The sequence below is a fragment of the Oceanobacillus sp. CAU 1775 genome, assembly GCF_054482815.1.
This window is the reverse complement of record NZ_JBTLRO010000003.1, coordinates 172,478-191,483: the sequence shown is the minus strand read 5'-3', so window position 1 is coordinate 191,483 and position 19,006 is coordinate 172,478. Positions and strand designations below refer to the sequence as shown.

General features: G+C 35.9%; 23 protein-coding genes and 1 other annotated feature. Of the genes, 7 read left to right on the top strand and 16 right to left on the bottom strand.

Translation table 11 applies throughout. The features are described 5' to 3' along the window. Positions 1–45 precede the first annotated feature (45 nt). Positions 46–1,770, bottom strand: a complete 1,725-nt coding sequence (cydC, locus tag ACXYMZ_RS07070; RefSeq protein WP_458947682.1) for a thiol reductant ABC exporter subunit CydC — start codon at positions 1,768–1,770, stop codon at positions 46–48. Next, a complete protein-coding gene (cydD, locus tag ACXYMZ_RS07065; RefSeq protein ID WP_458947681.1) occupies positions 1,767–3,497 on the bottom strand; it encodes a thiol reductant ABC exporter subunit CydD in 1,731 nt (576 codons plus the stop codon). Before cydD ends, cydC begins: the two co-directional genes overlap by 4 nt. A gap of 246 nt (positions 3,498–3,743) precedes the next feature. Beyond that, positions 3,744–3,918, top strand: a binding site (T-box leader). A 51-nt stretch (positions 3,919–3,969) separates the two neighbouring features. On the opposite strand from cydD, the gene trpS reads away from it, so the two are divergent. Next, on the top strand, positions 3,970–4,959 hold the full coding sequence (trpS, locus tag ACXYMZ_RS07060; protein WP_458947680.1) for a tryptophan--tRNA ligase: 990 nt from the start codon (positions 3,970–3,972) through the stop codon (positions 4,957–4,959). 117 nt (positions 4,960–5,076) lie between these two features. On the opposite strand, the gene ACXYMZ_RS07055 is transcribed toward trpS, so the two are convergent. Both ACXYMZ_RS07055 and ACXYMZ_RS07050 read right to left on the bottom strand, forming a co-directional pair. Beyond that, the gene (locus tag ACXYMZ_RS07055; protein ID WP_458947679.1) at positions 5,077–5,496 is read right to left on the bottom strand and encodes a disulfide oxidoreductase; all 420 of its coding nucleotides are present in this window, start codon (positions 5,494–5,496) and stop codon (positions 5,077–5,079) included. A 1-nt stretch (position 5,497) separates the two neighbouring features. After that, the gene (locus ACXYMZ_RS07050; protein ID WP_458947678.1) at positions 5,498–6,175 is read right to left on the bottom strand and encodes a DsbA family protein; all 678 of its coding nucleotides are present in this window, start codon (positions 6,173–6,175) and stop codon (positions 5,498–5,500) included. Positions 6,176–6,403: 228 nt separating this feature from the next. Between ACXYMZ_RS07050 and ACXYMZ_RS07045 the strand changes: the two genes are divergently transcribed. Both ACXYMZ_RS07045 and ACXYMZ_RS07040 read left to right on the top strand, forming a co-directional pair. Further along, positions 6,404–6,640, top strand: a complete 237-nt coding sequence (locus ACXYMZ_RS07045; RefSeq protein WP_458947677.1) for a hypothetical protein — start codon at positions 6,404–6,406, stop codon at positions 6,638–6,640. A 258-nt stretch (positions 6,641–6,898) separates the two neighbouring features. Beyond that, positions 6,899–7,111 carry a hypothetical protein gene (locus ACXYMZ_RS07040; RefSeq protein WP_458947676.1) on the top strand — a complete coding sequence of 71 codons (213 nt, stop codon included), beginning with the start codon at positions 6,899–6,901 and terminating at the stop codon, positions 7,109–7,111. 167 nt (positions 7,112–7,278) lie between these two features. Here the strand turns inward: ACXYMZ_RS07040 and ACXYMZ_RS07035 are convergent, their stop codons facing one another. From ACXYMZ_RS07035 to ACXYMZ_RS07010, 6 genes are all read right to left on the bottom strand, one after another. Further along, on the bottom strand, positions 7,279–8,037 hold the full coding sequence (locus ACXYMZ_RS07035) for a DUF3603 family protein (protein WP_458947675.1): 759 nt from the start codon (positions 8,035–8,037) through the stop codon (positions 7,279–7,281). Positions 8,038–8,141: 104 nt separating this feature from the next. After that, a complete protein-coding gene (locus tag ACXYMZ_RS07030; protein ID WP_458947674.1) occupies positions 8,142–8,345 on the bottom strand; it encodes a hypothetical protein in 204 nt (67 codons plus the stop codon). A gap of 134 nt (positions 8,346–8,479) precedes the next feature. Next, a complete protein-coding gene (gene fabF / locus ACXYMZ_RS07025; RefSeq protein ID WP_458947673.1) occupies positions 8,480–9,721 on the bottom strand; it encodes a beta-ketoacyl-ACP synthase II in 1,242 nt (413 codons plus the stop codon). Between the two features lie 27 nt (positions 9,722–9,748). Further along, positions 9,749–10,687 carry a beta-ketoacyl-ACP synthase III gene (locus tag ACXYMZ_RS07020; RefSeq protein WP_458947672.1) on the bottom strand — a complete coding sequence of 313 codons (939 nt, stop codon included), beginning with the start codon at positions 10,685–10,687 and terminating at the stop codon, positions 9,749–9,751. A gap of 125 nt (positions 10,688–10,812) precedes the next feature. Further along, a complete protein-coding gene (locus tag ACXYMZ_RS07015; protein ID WP_458947671.1) occupies positions 10,813–11,763 on the bottom strand; it encodes a BMP family ABC transporter substrate-binding protein in 951 nt (316 codons plus the stop codon). 42 nt (positions 11,764–11,805) lie between these two features. Then, complete coding sequence (locus tag ACXYMZ_RS07010) at positions 11,806–12,423, bottom strand: hypothetical protein (protein WP_458947670.1); 618 nt, start codon at positions 12,421–12,423, stop codon at positions 11,806–11,808. Between the two features lie 146 nt (positions 12,424–12,569). Between ACXYMZ_RS07010 and ACXYMZ_RS07005 the strand changes: the two genes are divergently transcribed. Next, positions 12,570–12,746, top strand: a complete 177-nt coding sequence (locus tag ACXYMZ_RS07005; protein ID WP_458947669.1) for a YjzD family protein — start codon at positions 12,570–12,572, stop codon at positions 12,744–12,746. A gap of 71 nt (positions 12,747–12,817) precedes the next feature. On the opposite strand, the gene ACXYMZ_RS07000 is transcribed toward ACXYMZ_RS07005, so the two are convergent. Continuing rightward, entirely contained in the window at positions 12,818–13,144 is a 327-nt protein-coding gene (locus ACXYMZ_RS07000; RefSeq protein ID WP_458947668.1) for a hypothetical protein, read from the bottom strand. 103 nt (positions 13,145–13,247) lie between these two features. Here ACXYMZ_RS07000 and ACXYMZ_RS06995 point away from each other — a divergent pair, with 103 nt between their 5' ends. Continuing rightward, a complete protein-coding gene (locus ACXYMZ_RS06995; protein ID WP_458947667.1) occupies positions 13,248–14,069 on the top strand; it encodes an undecaprenyl-diphosphate phosphatase in 822 nt (273 codons plus the stop codon). A gap of 247 nt (positions 14,070–14,316) precedes the next feature. Here ACXYMZ_RS06995 and ACXYMZ_RS06990 read toward each other — a convergent pair whose 3' ends face one another. Together ACXYMZ_RS06990 and ACXYMZ_RS06985 are read right to left on the bottom strand one after the other, a co-directional pair. Continuing rightward, positions 14,317–14,628, bottom strand: a complete 312-nt coding sequence (locus ACXYMZ_RS06990) for a metal-sulfur cluster assembly factor (RefSeq protein WP_458947666.1) — start codon at positions 14,626–14,628, stop codon at positions 14,317–14,319. Positions 14,629–14,771: 143 nt separating this feature from the next. Then, positions 14,772–15,533, bottom strand: coding sequence for an alpha/beta fold hydrolase (locus ACXYMZ_RS06985; RefSeq protein ID WP_458947831.1), 762 nt, complete (start codon positions 15,531–15,533; stop codon positions 14,772–14,774). A 176-nt stretch (positions 15,534–15,709) separates the two neighbouring features. Here ACXYMZ_RS06985 and ACXYMZ_RS06980 point away from each other — a divergent pair, with 176 nt between their 5' ends. Then, positions 15,710–16,546 carry a Cof-type HAD-IIB family hydrolase gene (locus ACXYMZ_RS06980; RefSeq protein ID WP_458947665.1) on the top strand — a complete coding sequence of 279 codons (837 nt, stop codon included), beginning with the start codon at positions 15,710–15,712 and terminating at the stop codon, positions 16,544–16,546. 78 nt (positions 16,547–16,624) lie between these two features. Continuing rightward, the gene (locus ACXYMZ_RS06975; RefSeq protein ID WP_458947664.1) at positions 16,625–16,774 is read left to right on the top strand and encodes a hypothetical protein; all 150 of its coding nucleotides are present in this window, start codon (positions 16,625–16,627) and stop codon (positions 16,772–16,774) included. Between the two features lie 599 nt (positions 16,775–17,373). Here ACXYMZ_RS06975 and ACXYMZ_RS06970 read toward each other — a convergent pair. The 3 genes from ACXYMZ_RS06970 to ACXYMZ_RS06960 form a co-directional block, all read right to left on the bottom strand. Next, on the bottom strand, positions 17,374–17,637 hold the full coding sequence (locus ACXYMZ_RS06970; protein WP_458947663.1) for a NifU N-terminal domain-containing protein: 264 nt from the start codon (positions 17,635–17,637) through the stop codon (positions 17,374–17,376). An 81-nt stretch (positions 17,638–17,718) separates the two neighbouring features. Further along, positions 17,719–18,102 carry a hypothetical protein gene (locus ACXYMZ_RS06965; RefSeq protein WP_458947662.1) on the bottom strand — a complete coding sequence of 128 codons (384 nt, stop codon included), beginning with the start codon at positions 18,100–18,102 and terminating at the stop codon, positions 17,719–17,721. A gap of 23 nt (positions 18,103–18,125) precedes the next feature. Continuing rightward, positions 18,126–18,968 carry a YitT family protein gene (locus ACXYMZ_RS06960; RefSeq protein ID WP_458947661.1) on the bottom strand — a complete coding sequence of 281 codons (843 nt, stop codon included), beginning with the start codon at positions 18,966–18,968 and terminating at the stop codon, positions 18,126–18,128. Positions 18,969–19,006: the final 38 nt, after the last annotated feature.

The window sequence follows — 19,006 nt, the reverse complement described above, 5'->3', positions numbered from 1 at the left end:
AGCCTATTAAAAAACGGCAAGCGTATCAAGGCGCTTGCCATTTTTCTATTCTCCTAAAAATACACTCTGTTCAATTTTTTTCATCTCATAAAAGTAACCTTTGCTTTCCATTAACGATTCGAAACTTCCACTCTCGATAATTTTGCCATTTTCCATTACGATAATTTGGTCCATCTTTTCTAATCCAGTTAAGCGATGACTTACAAGTACAAGTGTGTCATCCTTTGCTTGGTTGAATATATGTCCAAAAATCTTCGCTTCAGTCAATGCGTCTATCGAAGAGGTTGGTTCATCCAATAACCATAAAGATTCGTTTTTCAGCATTGCTCTGGCAATTGCGAGACGTTGTTTCTCTCCACCAGATAGGTTCTCACCCTTCTCTAAAACTGGCTCATCTAGCGAAATATGCTCTAAATCAACTTTTTCTAATACTTCCTGTAATGTATCATCATGGAAACCATCTTTTGCAAGTTGTAAATTATCTCGGATCGTTCCATAGAAGAAATGATTTGCTTGCAGTACAACGTTTGTGTTTTTCCAAATGCTCTCATCTGTCAACGTATGAATAGGAATATCATTTAATAAAATTTCTCCTTCATTAACAGGATAAAGGTGGAGTAACAACTGCAATAAGGTTGATTTTCCTGAACCACTTGGGCCGACAATTGCTGTTTTGGACCCTTTTTCAAGTTTTAATGAAACATCATTTATCACTTGTCGTGAATCATTAGGATAGTTAAATTGGACGTTACGAAACGCTATCGTTGGTGCGGTGGTTGCTCGGAATTCTTGCAACTCCACTCCATCCTTCTCGATTGAGTCATTACGTACAACAGCATGAAGTCGGGAGGATGCTTGTTTACTATCCTGCAAATGACTCGGGAAGATTGCCATTGATGTTGTATTTTCAAAGACGGTAAGCGAAATCATCACTAGCATCGCTAAATAAATACCATCTAATTCTTGGTTTACAACTAAATAAGAACCTACAGCTAATACACTGACTGAAACTAGTAAGGATAAAAATGTATTCGAAGCTTGGCTGAATAAATTTTGAACACTTTCCTGTTTCTGCTCCTGTAAATAAGTTGCCGATGCCTTTTTCAGTTGCTCCTCTTTTCCTTCTAATTGTTGATAAATTTTCAAATCACGAAATCCATATAAAAATTCAGTAACCTCCGTTGATAATTCCGCTCGACTGTCTCTAACAATTCGATCAAACTTGCGCTGTCTTAATGCAAAATATGACGGGACAAGCACGATTGTCAATAAGAGACCAAGGAATAATATGAGCGCTATCTCAATTGAAAAGAATGTTGTAAATGAAATTGTGAAAAAGAAAATCAGCAATAAAACAATTGGTGGATAAAATACACGTAAAAAGAAATTTTGCAATGTCTCTACATCACCAACAATTCGAGCAAGCAGGTCTCCACTACGGAACCTTCCAAAAATCCCTGGTGCTAGTGGTTCAAGTTTTTCATAGAAAGAAACACGTAAATTACTTAGCATTGTAAATGTACCACGGTGAGAAAAGTATCTTTCCCCATACCTACTTAATGCAGAAATAATACCTAGCATTTTTACCGATGCAACGATAACCATTAATGTGTAAATAGGAGGAGCTAGGGCAGCCTGTGAAATTAAGTAACCACTTGCTGAAAACAGAGCTACAGCTGTAATTCCCGCTATAAATCCACATATAATCGACAGATAAATGTCTTTCTTCTCTACTAGTAAGATTCTAATTACTATTCGCAAGTCTTTCATTGTGCTGCACCTCCCTGCTGTACAGTAATCATCTCTCGATAGGCTCCAACAGAATTTAGTAATTCTTCATGCTTACCAATTGATATAAGTTCTCCCTTATCAAGGAAAAGTATCTGATCAGCATTTTGTATCGTATGAAGACGGTGAGCCACAGTTATGACTGTTGAATTTTTGGATAGCTCCATCATAGAGGTTTGTAGGATTCGTTCTGTTACTAAGTCAAGACCTGTCGTCGGTTCATCAAATAGAATGATGGACGGGCGTTTTAGAAAAGCACGCGCAAGCGCAACACGCTGTTTTTCTCCACCAGATAATCCACGTCCTCCTTCACCAATTAGGGTATCAAAGCCTTGATCAAGTGAATCAACCAGCTCCCTAAGTCCTGCCTTATCAGCAGCTTGTTCAATTTCTTCACGAGTTGTATCTGTAGATTTACCAATCGCGATGTTTTCTGCAAATGTTCCTGAAAATAAATATGGGTCTTGGGAAATATAAATAAGTTGGTCAAACCAACTTCTTTCACTATAAGAAGACCTTTCTTTCTTATTAACTATAACTTTTCCTTCTGAAAGTGGAACGAGACCAGCAATTAAATGTAGTAGTGTTGTTTTTCCAGCTCCCGTTTTACCCACGATAGCAATCTCTTGGTTTGGAAGAATCTTAGCAGTTATATTTTTTAACGCGAAAGCATTTTCACCATAGTTAAAACTTACAGCCTCCAATTCAATTAGCGGGGGTTCTTCTTTGCTTAAGTTTTCCTCACCAAATTCTATTTGTGCTTTAGTATCTTCAAGTTCTTGTTCGAGTTTCTTCGCTGCACCCATGCTCCCACGCCCAGTATGAAATGCATTTCCTAGTTCCTTTAATTTATTTAATAACTCTGGAGCTAGGACGAGCATTAAGAATCCAGTAAAGAATGTAATGTCCTGGAAAATAATAAGTCTAATTGCAACCTCTAAAGCGATAAGTCCGATACTTAACATGGAAATAAATTCGAGTGCTAAAGAGTTTGAGAAAGCTGTTTTTAATACAACCATTGTTGCTTCGCGAAATTGAATACTACTTTTTCCTATTTCTTCTTTTTGATCTACTGAACGACCGAAAAGTTTTAATGTCGTTAGCCCTTGTAACGTATCAAGGAATTTCCCAGAAAAAGCCGCCATCTTTTCTAATTGTTCTTCAGCTTTGTCTTTTGTATTAAATCCAATAATCATCATAAATATCGGAATAAATGGTGCAGTAAAAATGAAAATAAAACCTGTTGCCGCATGCTCCATAAAAATTACAATGAGAAGCATGATCGGAATAATCAACGATTGAATCATTTGTGGAATATAATCACTGAAATACGAATCGACCTCATCCACTGCGTCCATAATAACACTTACTTTTCGACCGGATTGTCCTTGCAGTGATGCTTGCATTGGATTCCTCGAAAATTTATTTAAAAGGGCATTACGTAGGTCACTTTTTACCTTCGTCGCCATCATTATCCCGGTTCTTCCACTTAGGTAATTAAATAAAGTTCTAGCAAATAGTGCAACAATTAACCAAAGTAAATATGGGAGAATATCAGAAACTGAACTTCCTTTCAAAAAAATCTGGTCAACGATTAGGACAAACAAATAACCCTGTGCAATAATCGCTAATCCAGATAGCACAGCAGAAATAGCAATCATTAGTAACTTCATTTTCTGCTGCTTCGCCATTGCCATAAGTCCTGCCATTGAATGACCTCCAAGTTAAAGAATAATATAGTGAATTCTTTCACATAATTATATATGATGAAGGTTTCCGAAGTAAAATGAATAGAACCGAGTTAACAATATTGTCGTTATTATAAACGGAGGCGTAAGTGCCCGTTCAGCGACGTACGGAGCCGGACGTGGCTATACCCCACAAATCTAGCCAAATCTTCAAAGAAACTTGATTTCCAATCCCAAACCATTATATAATAACAGCAATATCAAATAATAAAAGCTATGAAAAAGGCGTAGTACGCTTTACCCGCTGATTGTAGAGAGCTTGTGGTTGGTGAAAACAAGCATCAAGGTAAACTGGAATTGGACTTTCGAGCTTATTTAACGAAGTGATTCTGCATCAACTGCAGAATAATTAGGGTGGCACCGCGGTTCATTCGTCCCTTTGTATAGGGAATGAATGGCTTTTTTTATGGAAAAAATTAAAGGAGTGATTTGAATGCAGACCATTTTTTCTGGGATTCAACCTAGTGGTACGTTGACATTAGGGAATTATCTAGGCGCAATAAAACAATTTGTAGAGCTTCAAGATGAATATCAATGTTACTTCTGTATAGTTGATGAGCATGCTATTACAGTTCCTCAAGACAGGCTGGAGCTAAGAAAAAATATCCGCTCACTTGCGGCGCTTTACCTAGCTTCTGGACTTGATCCGAAGAAAGCAACACTATTCATCCAATCCGAGGTTCCAGCGCATACACAGCTTGGTTGGATGTTACAGACCATTAGTTATGTTGGGGAACTCGAAAGAATGACACAGTACAAAGATAAATCAAGTGGAAAAGATGCAGTATCTTCTGCACTACTAACTTATCCACCATTAATGGCAGCTGATATTCTACTTTACCAAGCTGATATCGTACCGGTTGGTGATGACCAAAAACAGCATATGGAGTTAACAAGAGACTTAGCACAACGCTTTAATAATCGTTTCAACGATATTTTCACGATACCTGAAGTTCGAATTCCTAAGGTTGGTGCGCGCATCATGTCTTTACAGGAACCGACAAAGAAAATGAGTAAGTCTGATGAAAATATTCGTAGTTTTGTTTCTATGCTTGATAACCCTAAAACAATTGAGAAGAAAATCAAAAGTGCAGTAACTGATTCTGAAGGAATTGTAAAATTTGATAAAGAAAATAAACCTGGTATTTCGAATTTATTAACTATCTATTCAAGCTGTACTGGTGAAACCATTGCAGATCTTGAAAAAAAATACGAAGGCAAGGGTTATGGAGAATTTAAACAGGATGTTGCTGATACTGTTGTCAAAGTCCTCCAGCCTATCCAGGAAAAATATGCGGAATTAATTGATTCTGAAGAACTTGATCAAATCCTTGATGAAGGTGCTGAACAAGCAAGACTTGTCTCTAACAAAACAATTGCAAAAGCTAAAAAAGCGATGGGACTTGGACGTGTAAGAAAATAATTTATATAAAAAGCTGGCGCGTTTAGTTTAGACATGCAAACTAGCTATTTAGAAAAAATATCGCAGTGATATTCATTAAAGAATTCACTACGATATTTTTATTATTTCATATTCCAATCACATTCTTTTTCGTGTCATTAGCATGAATACTACAATTAAAGTAAAAGCAATTAATGCTAGGAATGGGATGGTAACGAAACCAAACCAATTAATATATTCAGCACTACAGGGTACACCACTGGCGCATGGTTTAATAGCTGCAAACCCTGGAACCTTTTGCTGTAAATAATGAAACAGCGAAATGAACCAACCAAAGGCAGCAAGTGGTAATACATATTTTTTAACAGAACGATCATTTTGAAATGTTGCTATCCCGAGAATCAATGTTAATGGATACATCAAGATACGTTGATACCAACAAAGTTCACAAGGAATAAACCCTCGAATCTCACTAAAATAGAGACTTCCTAGTGTAGCTACAATGGACACCAACCAAGCTGCATAAAGAGTAAACTGTGAAATGTCTGTTTTTCTCATTTTAATTTTCCTCTAGTGCATTTTCTATTGCTTCTTTAATTTCTTCATAATCAAAAGGATCTTCTATCATTGTTTCATTGACCATAATAGTAGGTGTTAATTGCACACCAAATTCGTTCACTAATTCAGCATCTTTATCTACTTCATTCATTTCTGATTTGTTCTCGATCTCTACTATTAATTCTTCCGTATCTATCTCAGGAATTCCATCCGCTATTTCGGTTATTTTATCCATTGTGACCCATTCGCTATGATGATCATCACTTGGTTGTTCATCGAATAAAGTTATATGAAACTTCCAGTAGGCATCAGGGTTTTGTTTATATACAGTTTCGGCTGCTAGGGATGCCAATTCAGATTCTTCTCCATGGAATAAAACATTAATATATGAAAACTTCACCTTGTCAGTATGAACATAATCATTTACTAATTGAAGAAAAATACTATCTCCCCAAGCTTTACACCCTGGACACTTGAAATCTCCGAATTCGACAACAGTTACAGGCGCATTTCCAACCCCTAGTGTAGGTTGCCCTTCAATTGGTGGCTGTCTTTCAAATGTCGTTTCTTCATTTGAATCAGAATTATTACTGCTGATAACTACTACAGCGACAAGGATTGCAACAATAACCAATGTTGCGATCACGATTAATTTAAATGGTGAATTCTTACTTTGCATTTAAACACCTCTCCATTTTCTCAGGTAATTTATATCTTATCATCAAATTCTTACTTTTAGCATCAAGTAAAGAATTGTTCATAGACTATTCAAAAATAGCAATATGATTTTGACACATATATTAGATTTGGATAGTATGATAATAGCATAATTTCTCCACTAGAAGAATGAAGCGTACTTTTATAAAAATTAAAGCTATAAGACTGATTAGCGACCAGTCGTGATTTTATGATTATTGAAATTGACGGATATTATCATCAAGTCTTACTAACAGGTAAAAAATGCTCCATACAACAACTAACACAAAAATATTTACAGGCAAAAAAATTAGCCAATGATATAAAGGACTTGTCTAATGTATTTATGAAATTACACAAATTTGAGCAATTACCTTTTAACGATGATATTGAAGTAGAGTATGCTATTGACACTGATACAGACAGAATTTACTCACTTTCATATTAGGCTAAACGGGTGTAATCCTTAAAGAAGGAGATGCACCTTTTCTGGCGAATTTATAGTGTAGGATTAGTTTAAAAGGAGATATATAAATATGAAAAAGTTTTATATTTCATCTAGTTTTAAAATATAGAAACAGTTCGCGATGTTAGTAATGAGTTAATAAATCGGGGTTATATTCTTACATATGATTGGACAAAAAATGCAAGAGCTTCAACGGTCGAAGAGTTAAAAGAGATTGGAAAGCAAGAAAGGACTGCTGTGATGGAAGCAGATTTTATAATTGTTTTATTGCCAGCAGGAAAAGGAAGTCATATTGAATTTGGTATTGCGCTTGCACAAGAGAAAAGAATTTATCTTTATTCCCAAAATGATGAATTAAATAACTTCGAAACAACGAGTACTTTCTACCATTTACCTCAAGTTGAGAAATGTATTGGAACGATTGATGAGTTGATTTTAGCAGTTACAAGATAAGGTAGTGTTACTAAGCTAAACTGTGTAAAAGCAAGTTCGTTGTAAAACAAATAAGGCTTAGTGAAGTATCCCTCTAAGCCTTTTAAGTGTTCATACAGTTATGGAGACAGTAAGAATTATCTTGTCACTAGTAAACCCGATAATTAAATATAAATTGGTTTTTCAATTTATAATTTTGTTGCATCCCAATCTTCTATCCGTTCTTTCTCAATTAACTTTTCTAAGAATGGTTGACCTCTGACAATTTTTTCACAAAATTCTTCGTGATTTTTACTGTAACCTACTTTTACACCTTCGTATAACTTTTGCCAAACTTCGTCTAAATCAAAGGAGCGTATTTCGGCATATTGCTTCGGATCCCATTCTGTTAGCCAGTACCTGAGTTCATCAATATGTGCTGTACTTCGCAATTGATCAAGCGCAATCATGAGAATTTGTTTCATCTCCCGCTCTCTTCTTGTTAATCCATGCACTTCTTCAGGACGAAGAGAAAGCAGTTCATATTCGCGTTTGTATCTTCTTGCTCTGAAACCAAAGTTTGAAGGTTTCATTGTTTTTATCAAATCATAAACGAGCTGCTCCTGCCTTGGAATTAGTCTGCTTTTGCGAATTGGTACCGTATAACCGATTGTGTCTATCACTAATATCTCGATGCCATTCGTCAACACACAGGAGTAGTCTACAACGGTGCGTTTCTGTCCTTTCTTTACATAGGAGCGTTTGTATATCGTATCGAGTAGCTCTTGTGGGATCTCCTGCAAATCATTTTCAATATACTCGTAAAGGTCATGCTTTATGTATAGCAAGGGAGTTTGATCCAGCAACTCAATTTTATCTTCTTTGCGCCATTCATGATAACGGGCGACTTGATAGCCGTTTTCTTCACTTTCAAACCAATTTACCCAAACATCATGTAAATATTGCATATACATCCTCACCTCTTGGAAAATTAATCTAAAATTCATTATGACCAATCCAGCGTAAAAATATTCCATTTCATCTGAAACACCTTCAGATAAATATTAAGAAACTATTTATTTGGATATAAATATAAAACAATCATCATGATTATTATTCCGATTGGAAAAAAGTAGCATTCAATTCGTGTTAACATATAGCTAAATAATTCAAAGTAAGAGACACCTGCTGGAAGAAAATTCATATAACCAATAATTGTTACGCCACCTATAACACTAAGGCCAAATCCGATTAGGAAAAAGAATATAAAGAACATAAAACCACCATTTTCTTATTTTTAGGAGAGGCTCCTCACCCTACAATATGCTTGTCCCTATCCATTCATGCCAAAATAAAAAGAGACAGTTTTCATATTAAATGAAAGTTGTCTCTTTTAAATTTATGATTTACTTATGCTTCATATTTTTTGAAAACAAGTGCTACGTTATGACCACCAAAACCAAGTGAATTACTTACAACGGCATTAACTTCTTTTTTACGAGCTTCGTTTGGTACATAATCCAAATCAAGTGCTTCGTCTGGTGTTTCATAGTTAATTGTTGGAGGGATAATTCCTTCTTTTATCGTTTTCAATGCAATTACTGCTTCGACTCCACCTGCTGCGCCTAATAAGTGACCAGTCATCGACTTCGTTGAAGAAATTGCTAATTTACTTACATGTTCACCGAAAACAGTTTTGATTGCTGTTGTTTCATATTTATCATTAAGTTCCGTGCTTGTCCCGTGAGCATTGATATAATCAATATCTTCTGGCGAAAGTCCTGCATCATTTAGAGCTTGTTGCATCGCACGTGCAGCTCCTTCTCCATTTTCAGCAGGTGCAGTAATATGATACGCATCACCTGTTGAACCATAGCCTACGATTTCTCCGTAAATATGTGCGCCACGTTCAAGTGCAGCTTCTAGTGTTTCCATAATTAAGATACCAGAACCCTCACCCATAACAAAGCCATCACGATTTTTATCAAACGGACGACATGCTGTTGCAGGATCTGGATTTGTTGATAAAGCTTTCGCAGATGAAAAGCCTGCAAATGCCATATCTGTGATTGGAGCCTCTGTACCACCCGCAATAATATAATCCACATCACCCCGCTGCACTGCTTTAAACGCATCTCCTATAGAGTTAGCACCTGAAGCACATGCAGTTACTGTACATGAGTTTATTCCCTTAGCACCTAGCTGAATCGAAACCTGGCCTGCTGCCATATCTGGAATCATCATCGGTACGAAGAATGGACTTACTCTTCTTGGTCCTTTTTCAAGTAGTTTGCGATGTTGTTCTTCCCAAGTTTGCATGCCACCGATCCCTGAACCTATCCATACACCTACACGTTCTCTGTTAGAATCATCAATTACTAAACCTGAATCTTCAACAGCCATCTTAGAAGCTGCTACAGCATACTGTGTAAATGGGTCCATCCGACGAAGTTCTTTTTTATCAATATATTTCAAGGGATCAAAATCTTTTACCTCAGCAGCAACCTTTGCTGGGTAGTCATCTGTATTTACACGAGTTGTGACATCGATTCCTGATTTCCCTGTAATTAAACTCTCCCACATAGATGAAACATCATTTCCTACAGGAGTAACTGCACCTAATCCTGTTATTACAACTCTTCTTTCATTCATAGTAAAACTCCTTCCACAATTCTGTACTTACCTTCCCCAACGAATAGCCACAGCACCCCATGCTAATCCGCCACCAAATCCAACCATGACAATTAAATCATTGTCTTTTATTTCGCCATTTTCAACGGACTCGAATAATGCCATTGGGATAGAAGCTGAAGAATTATTTCCATATTTTTTTATAGTAGTAGCCATTTTGTCTTCTGAAATTCCTAAACGTTCCCTTGCTGCATCCATGATACGAATATTTGCTTGATGTGGGACAAGATAATCAACGTCACTTTTATCTAGGCCAATTTTCTCTACAACATTTACAGTCGATTCAGGCATTTGACGAACAGCAAATTTAAATACTTCGCGCCCATTCATTTCCATATAACCTTCTTTGTTTTGGAAGAGATCTTTACCACCTGAGCCTTTTGCACCCAACTCAAAGGAAAGAATACCTTTTCCTTCACTTACTTCACCTACAACTACAGCACCTGCTCCATCTCCTAAAAGAACAGCTGTAGAACGGTCTTCCCAATCTAAAATTTTTGAAAGTTTGTCTGCTCCGACAACGAGAACATTCTTATATGCACCTGTCTCGACAAATTGTTTTGCAGTAATAACCCCATACATGAATCCCGCACATGCAGCACCTAAATCCATTGCAGCAGCATTTGTCGCTCCTAGTTTATCCTGAATCTTACAAGCTACTGAAGGAAATGGTGTATCTGGTGTTACAGTTGCAACTAAAATTAAATCGATATCCTCTGCACTTACATGTGCATTTTTCAAAGCTTGTTCTGCTGCAACATAAGACATGTCAGACGTATCAATATCATCTTCAGCAAATCTTCTTTCCTCTATTCCAGTTCTTGTTCTAATCCATTCATCGTTCGTATCCACAAATTTCTCGATTTCTTTATTCGTAACAACTTTTGTCGGCAAATATCTTCCAACTCCTAGTATGCCTACACTCATTCTTACATCTCCTTTATTTTCAATTACATTCATATATATGCTCTTCTTAATATCAATCATTATGACTTGGTACTAATTTTAAAGTAAAAAAGGACTTTTGACAAGAGCATCATTTAGAGTCACCTTTATTCATTTGGTAAAAGTCCTGTCTCCGTGTAGGTTTCAATCGCTTCTTCAATTTCTTCTACCAAGTTTTTAGGAACCTTCTCATTAAATGTTCCAAGAGAAATAAAACCATCATCAAAATCAAATGTTTGAACGCCGCCATCTAGTTTTCCAGATTCAAAAGCTGCAACACCCTCAACATACAATTTATCAATATCTTGAATGGTACTTGTCAAAACATACTCTGGAGCAACATCTTGCTGGTCAGCGATATAGCCAATCGAATAGATGCTATCTTCGGCAGCTGCCTCAATAATTGGCTCTGTAAAAGAATTTCCCACAGGATAAATAATATCAATACCTTCATTTTTAAACTTCTCATATAAGTTCATTGCAATTGTTACATCCGACCAATTGTTTACAAAGTCGATTTGTAATCGAGCCTCTGGATTTTGATATTTCACACCTTCATAAAAACCTTCGAGTTCTGGTTGCCAAGAATAAACCGCAATTACACCAATTTCATTTGATCTGGTCATTTCCCCTGCAACCATACCACCAAAGAAACCCATCGCATGGGAATTAAAATTGAGACTTGTCACTGAATCATTATAAATAGCCCCGTTTGTATAAATGAAATGAATATCAGGATAAGCAGTAGAAAGATCAATAAAATAACTTCCATAAATATTGCTATGGCCAATGATTAAATTAACACCTTCTTCTACAAAAGCAGCAACCGCTTGTTGTACATCTCTTTCGGTTGTGACATTCTCTTCATAAAAAACATCGATATCAAATTCCTCTTCAATCTTCATGAGACTGTCATAACCTTTTTCCGTCCATATATCCTCTTCAATCGTCGAGTCTAATAACATTCCGACGTTTTGTAAATTTCCTGCTTCAAAATAACTACAGCCAGGCAGTATCGTTATCATTAACAAAAGAAATAAAAATAGATATTTTCTCATATACTGCCCTCCATTCGTTTCTAAATTAATCCATCATGAGATTCATTTTGAATAATCTAGGTATAAAGCTTTAAACTTTTCATAATGCTTCCGTACCTTATCTATCTCTTTACCTATAGGAACATTTTCATCGACAAAGAAACTTTTATCAAGTAATAGCACTTCATTCTGCTGATTTTCTTCATTTTTTGACACTAAATTTACAATTCTAGAAGATTGTTCAAGTAAATCGATGAGTTTTGCGGTAAAACTTCCGATATAAACACCTTCTTTTTTTAATAAATCAGAGGCAAAGTCGATTCGTTTATCATCTACATACCAACCTATTTCATCCATCGGCATAAACTCTCCGAAAAGGTAAGTATTTCTTATCAAAATTATATTTTCTAATTCCGCATGATTTTTTCCGTTTATAAGAAAATAATGGTTCGCTGTTACATTCGGCATAGAATTTATGTTCCCAATACAAATGACATAATCACAGGTAATTGTTTTCTCTAAATCAAAATGCTTAAAATTGCTGTTTCTTGTAAAGAAGTCTTTTAAATTTGGATTTCCTTTTTGATCTTCTACCCCATAAACCTTATACCCTCTCTCCAACAAATCATCTACTATATGATAACCAATCCAGTCTGTATAATTAATAACGAGCACTTCCAAAAAATCATCTCCTAAGAAAATATAGATATTAAATTATATTCCGCAGAAATACTTTTATTTTAGCTAATTCTTTGTTAAACTAGATAAGGATAAATTCTTATAAATTTTAACCACTTATTTATTAAAAGAAACGTGGGGTGCCAAATATGAGATACATAATTACAATAGTATGGTCACTACTTCTCGGTGCTGCTCTTTCGTATGTACTAGCGAGCATGGCTGGTGATCCGTTTGTTCTTGCTGAAGCTGGAATTCTAGCGGCAATTATTGCGGTATTCGTATTCATTTTAGGAGAAGGACTTCTAAAAGAACAAAAACAGTAGAAAGCTATGAAAAACCCTTGCCTCTCTAATATGGCAAGGGTTTCTACATCTTTTATGCAATTATTAATGAATTAATACCATGGCAACAAAGATATCGCGGTTAAGGCTGCTAATGGCAAAATTAAGCGTCTAAACGGGCGCGGCCTTCCATAGCCATATCCACCATAACCATAACCAGGATAGCCATACCCGTATCCGAACTGACGAGAATCATCACCCATCTGGTGTGACTCATAACCAGCATCAACATTTGGGACAGCTAGATATACATGTTCATCATCTAGCCCAGTAATAATCCCATCAACACTTGTTCCATCATTTAAATCAGCCTGTACATAAGCGTGCATATGTTGTTTACATTGTTCATACATTTTATTAGTATCGTTATACATATTCATTTAATCATCCTCCTCACCTACTAGACTATTCACACACCTTTTTATGGTTACTTGTCTATGTAAATTAGGAAAAAGCTTGATTGATGATGAAGGAGAAAAGAACATGGAATTATTTTTAGAGTTAAAAATTATTATTCAATACTTTATACTTGGACTAGTTCAAGGGATTACCGAGCCAATACCGATTTCATCAAGCGGGCATTTGATCATATTTAGACATCTATTCGGAATTAAAGCACATGGGCTTTCTTTTGAAATATTTGTTAATTTTGCATCTTTACTTGCAGTTTTCCTTATTTATAAAGATGATATTATTCGTTTAATTAAAAACACATATCTCTTTCTTTTCAAAAGAGATCAAACAGCTAAAAAAGACTTTATGTTTGTGATTTATTTAATCATTGCTACAATTCCTGTTGGTGTTGTAGGTGTTTTATTTGGTGATTATCTTGGTGATAAACTTAGCAAAACATATGTTGTTGGAGTTACCTTACTTATTACAGGAGCTGCTATCTGGATGATTCGAAATCTTCGAGGGCGTAAATTAGAAGGGAATCTAACAACCAAGGATGCTATTATTGTTGGGTTAGCACAAGCAATTGCTGTTACACCTGGAATTAGTCGTTCGGGGGCAACGCTTATTGCATCGATGGCTGTAGGAATGAGACAGGATACTGCTTTACGCTTTGCTTTTCTATTGTATATACCTGTAAGTTTAGGCACAACGATACTAGAAGTTCCTGATTTAGTAGCAAGTCCGGACTTCCAAGCATTTCTAATACCAAATCTAATTGCATTCATTACAGCATTCGTTGCCACTTACTTTGCATTAAAATGGTTTATGAATATCATGGCCAAAGGAAATTTAAAGTATTTCGCATACTATTGTTTCACAGTTGGATTATTAGTTATTTTCTTCTTATAGAAAACAGGCAGCTACCTTTATTAGGAGCTGCCTGTTTTTTATAAAAGGAAATTATAAAATTTCTATCGTGTAAATATTATTCGTGGGATAGCCACGTCCGGCTCCAGCGCCCACCGACTTTCAAACTTCACACTCCTTCAATCGATAAGTCAACATCGGCTCCTTACGTCGCCGTGTTTCCTTTATCTCATTGCGAAGTGCTCCAGTTTGTTCGTCGCTGAACGGGCGCTTACGCCTTTGTTCTATATCAATCTGGAATACCTAATGCAATTTTTGCGTAGCGAGACATTTTATCTTTGCCCCATGGTGGATCCCAAACAATTGTTGTTTTCGTTTCTTTTACTTCTGGAATATCGGAAAGTGCGTAGCGAATATCTTGCTCAATGTGACCCGCAAGTGGGCACCCCATCGAAGTAAGCGTCATCGTTACTTCACATACACCCTCATCATCAAGATCAACATCATATATTAAACCTAAGTTTACAATATCTATGCCTAATTCAGGGTCAATTACGTTTTCTAAAGCCCCTAATAGATAATCCTTTGTAGCTGCATCCATTACTATTACCTCCTTATTAATCCTTACTTTCATTAAACCACAGATTCATGAAAAAATTAAGTAATTTCAACTGACAAACTTTATATTCTCTGCAATACATAAATATAGTAACAAAATGTTAACAACTCTTGCGCGCTCACAATTTATAAATACTTTTCAAACCAGTTCACAAGCGCTAATATTGCCGGTCTACTTACTTTGTGGTCGGTATTTTTTTCACTAATAAATTGGATATCTTCTTGGTTCTTATATTTTTCTTTCACTTCATCATAAAATGTAAATGAATGATCGAAGGGAACAACAGAATCTTTTTGTCCATGCCAAAATAAGAGTGGACGCTCATTCAGTTTTTCCGGTTGTAAAGATAAGTCACTTCGCTTCAGTTCATCGTATAGCGCTTCAATTTGCTCATCTGTTACAGGTAAATCTCCTTCTTTTTTAAAGCTAGCAACAAGTGTTTTTGCGAAGGTAGTAATTTTCGGTGACCCCATCAACACTACTGCAGATTTAATCCATTCATATTGTGTTAGTGCAGCGGTCGTTGTAATCCCGCCCATACTTGTACCTGCAACACCTATACGATTATTTAAAATAAGTCCATTTTTTTCTAAGTCATTTTTTATTTCTTCAAGTTCTTTCACATTTCTAAGAACGATGTCCCAGAATGAAATTTGTTTTTTAAGTTCAGATATGTCCTTTTCCCTTTCACCATGTAGTTCACTATCTGGAAGAACGACGCGGTAGCCTTTTTCAGCAAGCAAAAATGCAATGGGAAGGTTATGTTCTTTTGCACTTGTGAATCCGTGGAAAAAGATAACCACTGGAAGCCCATCTTGTTTCTTTTCTGCATCAACGACAACAAGACTCGGAATATTACCGACTTTTTCTTTTGTAACTCCTATCATCACAATCACCTCTATCGTTATCCTACCTATTTTTTGAAAATCTTTCCACAACGAACACTTTTATTTGAGATGCATTTTTCCCTTTTCCATAGATATTAAGTATACGTTAAATTACATGTGAAATACTTTACTTTCCTCACTTTTACTTATACACTAAGCTGTAATGAGGTGAAATTATGACAAAAGAAAGACATTTAATAGCATTAGATTTAGATGGTACACTTTTAACAGATGAAAAGAAAATCAGCCCTTATACGATGGATATTCTCATGCAAGCAAAAGAGGAAGGCCATATATTAATTATTTCTACTGGGCGTCCACACAGAGCAAGTATTAATTATTATCATGAACTAGGATTAGATACTCCAATGGTTAACTTTAATGGAGCATTGATTCATCACCCGACAAATCGCAATTGGGATGCATTACATAATCCAATGCCAATCCGTACAGCACATAAAATTATCGACGCTTGTTATGATTTAAGTGTCAATAATATTTTAGCTGAAGTGATGGATGATCTGTACCTTGACTCTTATAACGAGAAAATTATCAATTTTCTTGGTCAAATGGAAGATGAACCTGTATACACAATCGGTAATTTAAAACAAAAATTAGACACAGATCCAACTTCAATTCTGGTTTATCCTGATGAAAATCAAGTCGGTCAATTAAGAGACCATCTGGATGATTATCATGCTGAAGTAATCGAGCATCGTAAATGGGGAGCACCATGGAATGTCATTGAAATCATTAAAAAAGGGATGAACAAGGCTGTAGGGGTCGATAAAATTGCTTATTATTTCGATATTCCTGTAGATCGCGTTATCGCATTTGGTGATGAAGATAACGACCTTGAAATGATTGATTATGCTGGTGTTGGTGTTGCTATGGATAATGGAATCGATGAATTGAAGTCGATTGCCAAGTATACAACTGGCACGAACGAAGAGGATGGAATCGGCCTATTCTTAAAAGATTACCTAAAGCTTAACGCTAGATCATTCGGATAAAAATTAAATAACAACTCATACTAAGGGTATACGTCATTATGATGTATACTCTTTTTTATTTTTAAGGAGGTGTGAGAATTGAAGGAATCTAATACTTCAAGAAAACCGACCGTCAAAGAAGCATTAAACGAGACATACGCCTCACCACTACAAGAAAAGCGAAAAGCATTTACTGATAAAGCAAGGAAAAAAGAAGAAGCAGAGAAGGATAGTTTGGGTGGGTTTTAGGTTTTTGGTTGGTTGAATTTTGATGATTGTGTGTTGTCGGTCTGGGTTTGGGAGGAAGAATGTTTCAATCGGTCAATAAGCTAAGTTTTCTTCAGTTTGATGACCGATAAACCCATTCTATTGGCCGACAAATTTTACTTTCTACATTTTGTTGACCGATAAACTCTGTCTATCGGTCAACAAATTTTGCTTTCTGTATTTTGATGGCCGATAAACTCAATCTATCGGTCGACAAATTACGCTTCCTGCATTTTGATAGCCGATAAACCCAATTTATCGGTCGACAAATCGCACTTCCCGCATTTTGATGGCCGATAAACCCAATCTATCGGTCGACAAATTACGCTTCCTGCATTTTGATGGCCGATAAACCTAATCTATCGGTCGACAAATTACGCTTCCTGCATTTTGATAGCCGATAAACCCAATCTATCGGTCGACAAATTACGCTTCCTGCATTTTGATAGCCGATAAATCCAATCTATCGGTCGACAAATATCGATTGCCCTGTTTAATCGACCGATAAGCAAACAACACTCATCAAACCCAAAAAAATAAGCGTGGCATCCTACAAATCAGGTGCCACGCTTATATGTATATTAATATCCTTGTTTCTCAAGTAGTTCGATGACTTTAGGAGCTAGAACGTCCCAGTCTACGTCAAAGAATTTATTAACAGTAACAAAGTTTTGATAACCAAAAACGTTGTCCACGCCTTCAATCTTCATTAACTCATTTAGAATTTCGTGTTCACTTGTATTTCCTGGCATTAGTGAATGACTTTCTGTACCTTCAAAAATTAATTTGTCTGTAGTAAATTTTCTAGCATTTGGATTTGGAGTACCCTCCATACGAATTGCCATTTACACACACTCCCTCTGTTCATACTATCTTTAATCTTATCAGATATGATAAAAATTAAAAAGTTTTTCGCTAGCTTCCGCCTATCTAATCCCAATGTCGACTGGAATATAGTTAGGATTTACAACTTCTCCAGATTCATTCTTTCCATATAAGGTAATAATCGGGGCATCTTCCCCATCGAATGCATCTTCTGGAATTTCTTCGCTGATCTCAAAACTTACCCAGCGACTCTCTTCTTTCACAACTTCTACAGCTGTTTCTTCAGTGATTACTTCTTCCCCTTGCTTTATTTCGTAATAGAATTCATCTTCATCTGTATTCACTTCACCAACGAGAGTGAAAGTATTGTCTTCCACTTGAATATCCATGCTACGGAAAGATACCGTACTTTCAACTTCATCTTGTACATCTACTTCGTTTGTATCTCCACAAGCAACGAGTAAGAACGTGAATAAAACTAACAAAAATATTTTAAATCGCAATCTAATTAATCCCTTCTAAATGACCCAAATACATTATTTGTTTGCACGACATTCGTGAACGCTTTCGGATCAGTTTCTGTAATTATTTTTTCCAAATCATATAATTCATATCTCGTAAGCACAAGGTACAGCATGTTTTTTTCTGTTTTTGTATAAGCACCTTTGGCCGGAAGAATTGTAATCCCACGCACAAATTTATCATGAATAGCTTTCTGCAGTATTTCTGCTTTTTCCGTAATTATCATTACCGTAAGTTTTACATGACTTGTATGAATCATATCAATGATTCTCGTTGTAACATAGAGTGTAATTAAAGTATAAAGCGCATTTTCTGGCAAGTATAAAATTCCTGCTAAAGCAATAATAACAGAGTTTAACGCCATAAAATAAAAGCCCACCGGTTTATCGTTTAGACGTGAGAGCACCATCGCTACGATGTCCATTCCACCTGTTGAAGCACCGATTTTTAAAGAAATTCCTACACCGGCACCAGCTATTACTCCACCAAATACTGCGTTTAATATAATATCATTCGATAATGCAATGACAGGCATGAGCTCTAAAAATAGAGTTGTAAATCCTACTGATATAATACTATAAATCGTAAAGCCACGCCCGACCTTGAACCAGCCTAGTATAAATACAGGAATATTTAGTACTAATAAAATAATACCTGTACCAAGACTAATACCAATAAAATCATTAAAAACACTTGATAAAAGTTGGGCGGCTCCAGCAAACCCACTAGCATATACATTAGCTGCAATGAGGAAAAAGTTCAAAGAGATTGCATTGAGGAGCGCGCCGATAATTACTACGATTATTCGTTTTGCTTCCATATAAAACATTATTTGTCCTCCTAATTCCTTATAGAATTCTTAACTTT

Coding starts and splice junctions, on each gene's coding strand:
- cydD (WP_458947681.1), bottom strand. CDS start 3,497: ATGGCAGGACTTATGGCAATGGCGAAGCAGCAGAAAATGAAGTTACTA.
- ACXYMZ_RS07055 (WP_458947679.1), bottom strand. CDS start 5,496: ATGAGAAAAACAGACATTTCACAGTTTACTCTTTATGCAGCTTGGTTG.
- ACXYMZ_RS07045 (WP_458947677.1), top strand. CDS start 6,404: ATGATTATTGAAATTGACGGATATTATCATCAAGTCTTACTAACAGGT.
- ACXYMZ_RS07050 (WP_458947678.1), bottom strand. CDS start 6,175: ATGCAAAGTAAGAATTCACCATTTAAATTAATCGTGATCGCAACATTG.
- ACXYMZ_RS07000 (WP_458947668.1), bottom strand. CDS start 13,144: ATGAATATGTATAACGATACTAATAAAATGTATGAACAATGTAAACAA.
- fabF (WP_458947673.1), bottom strand. CDS start 9,721: ATGAATGAAAGAAGAGTTGTAATAACAGGATTAGGTGCAGTTACTCCT.
- ACXYMZ_RS06985 (WP_458947831.1), bottom strand. CDS start 15,533: ATGATAGGAGTTACAAAAGAAAAAGTCGGTAATATTCCGAGTCTTGTT.
- ACXYMZ_RS06970 (WP_458947663.1), bottom strand. CDS start 17,637: ATGGCAATTCGTATGGAGGGTACTCCAAATCCAAATGCTAGAAAATTT.
- ACXYMZ_RS06995 (WP_458947667.1), top strand. CDS start 13,248: ATGGAATTATTTTTAGAGTTAAAAATTATTATTCAATACTTTATACTT.
- ACXYMZ_RS07035 (WP_458947675.1), bottom strand. CDS start 8,037: ATGCAATATTTACATGATGTTTGGGTAAATTGGTTTGAAAGTGAAGAA.
- cydC (WP_458947682.1), bottom strand. CDS start 1,770: ATGAAAGACTTGCGAATAGTAATTAGAATCTTACTAGTAGAGAAGAAA.
- ACXYMZ_RS07015 (WP_458947671.1), bottom strand. CDS start 11,763: ATGAGAAAATATCTATTTTTATTTCTTTTGTTAATGATAACGATACTG.
- ACXYMZ_RS06960 (WP_458947661.1), bottom strand. CDS start 18,968: ATGTTTTATATGGAAGCAAAACGAATAATCGTAGTAATTATCGGCGCG.
- ACXYMZ_RS07030 (WP_458947674.1), bottom strand. CDS start 8,345: ATGTTCTTTATATTCTTTTTCCTAATCGGATTTGGCCTTAGTGTTATA.
- trpS (WP_458947680.1), top strand. CDS start 3,970: ATGCAGACCATTTTTTCTGGGATTCAACCTAGTGGTACGTTGACATTA.
- ACXYMZ_RS06990 (WP_458947666.1), bottom strand. CDS start 14,628: ATGGATGCAGCTACAAAGGATTATCTATTAGGGGCTTTAGAAAACGTA.
- ACXYMZ_RS07020 (WP_458947672.1), bottom strand. CDS start 10,687: ATGAGTGTAGGCATACTAGGAGTTGGAAGATATTTGCCGACAAAAGTT.
- ACXYMZ_RS07040 (WP_458947676.1), top strand. CDS start 6,899: ATGGAAGCAGATTTTATAATTGTTTTATTGCCAGCAGGAAAAGGAAGT.
- ACXYMZ_RS06980 (WP_458947665.1), top strand. CDS start 15,710: ATGACAAAAGAAAGACATTTAATAGCATTAGATTTAGATGGTACACTT.
- ACXYMZ_RS07005 (WP_458947669.1), top strand. CDS start 12,570: ATGAGATACATAATTACAATAGTATGGTCACTACTTCTCGGTGCTGCT.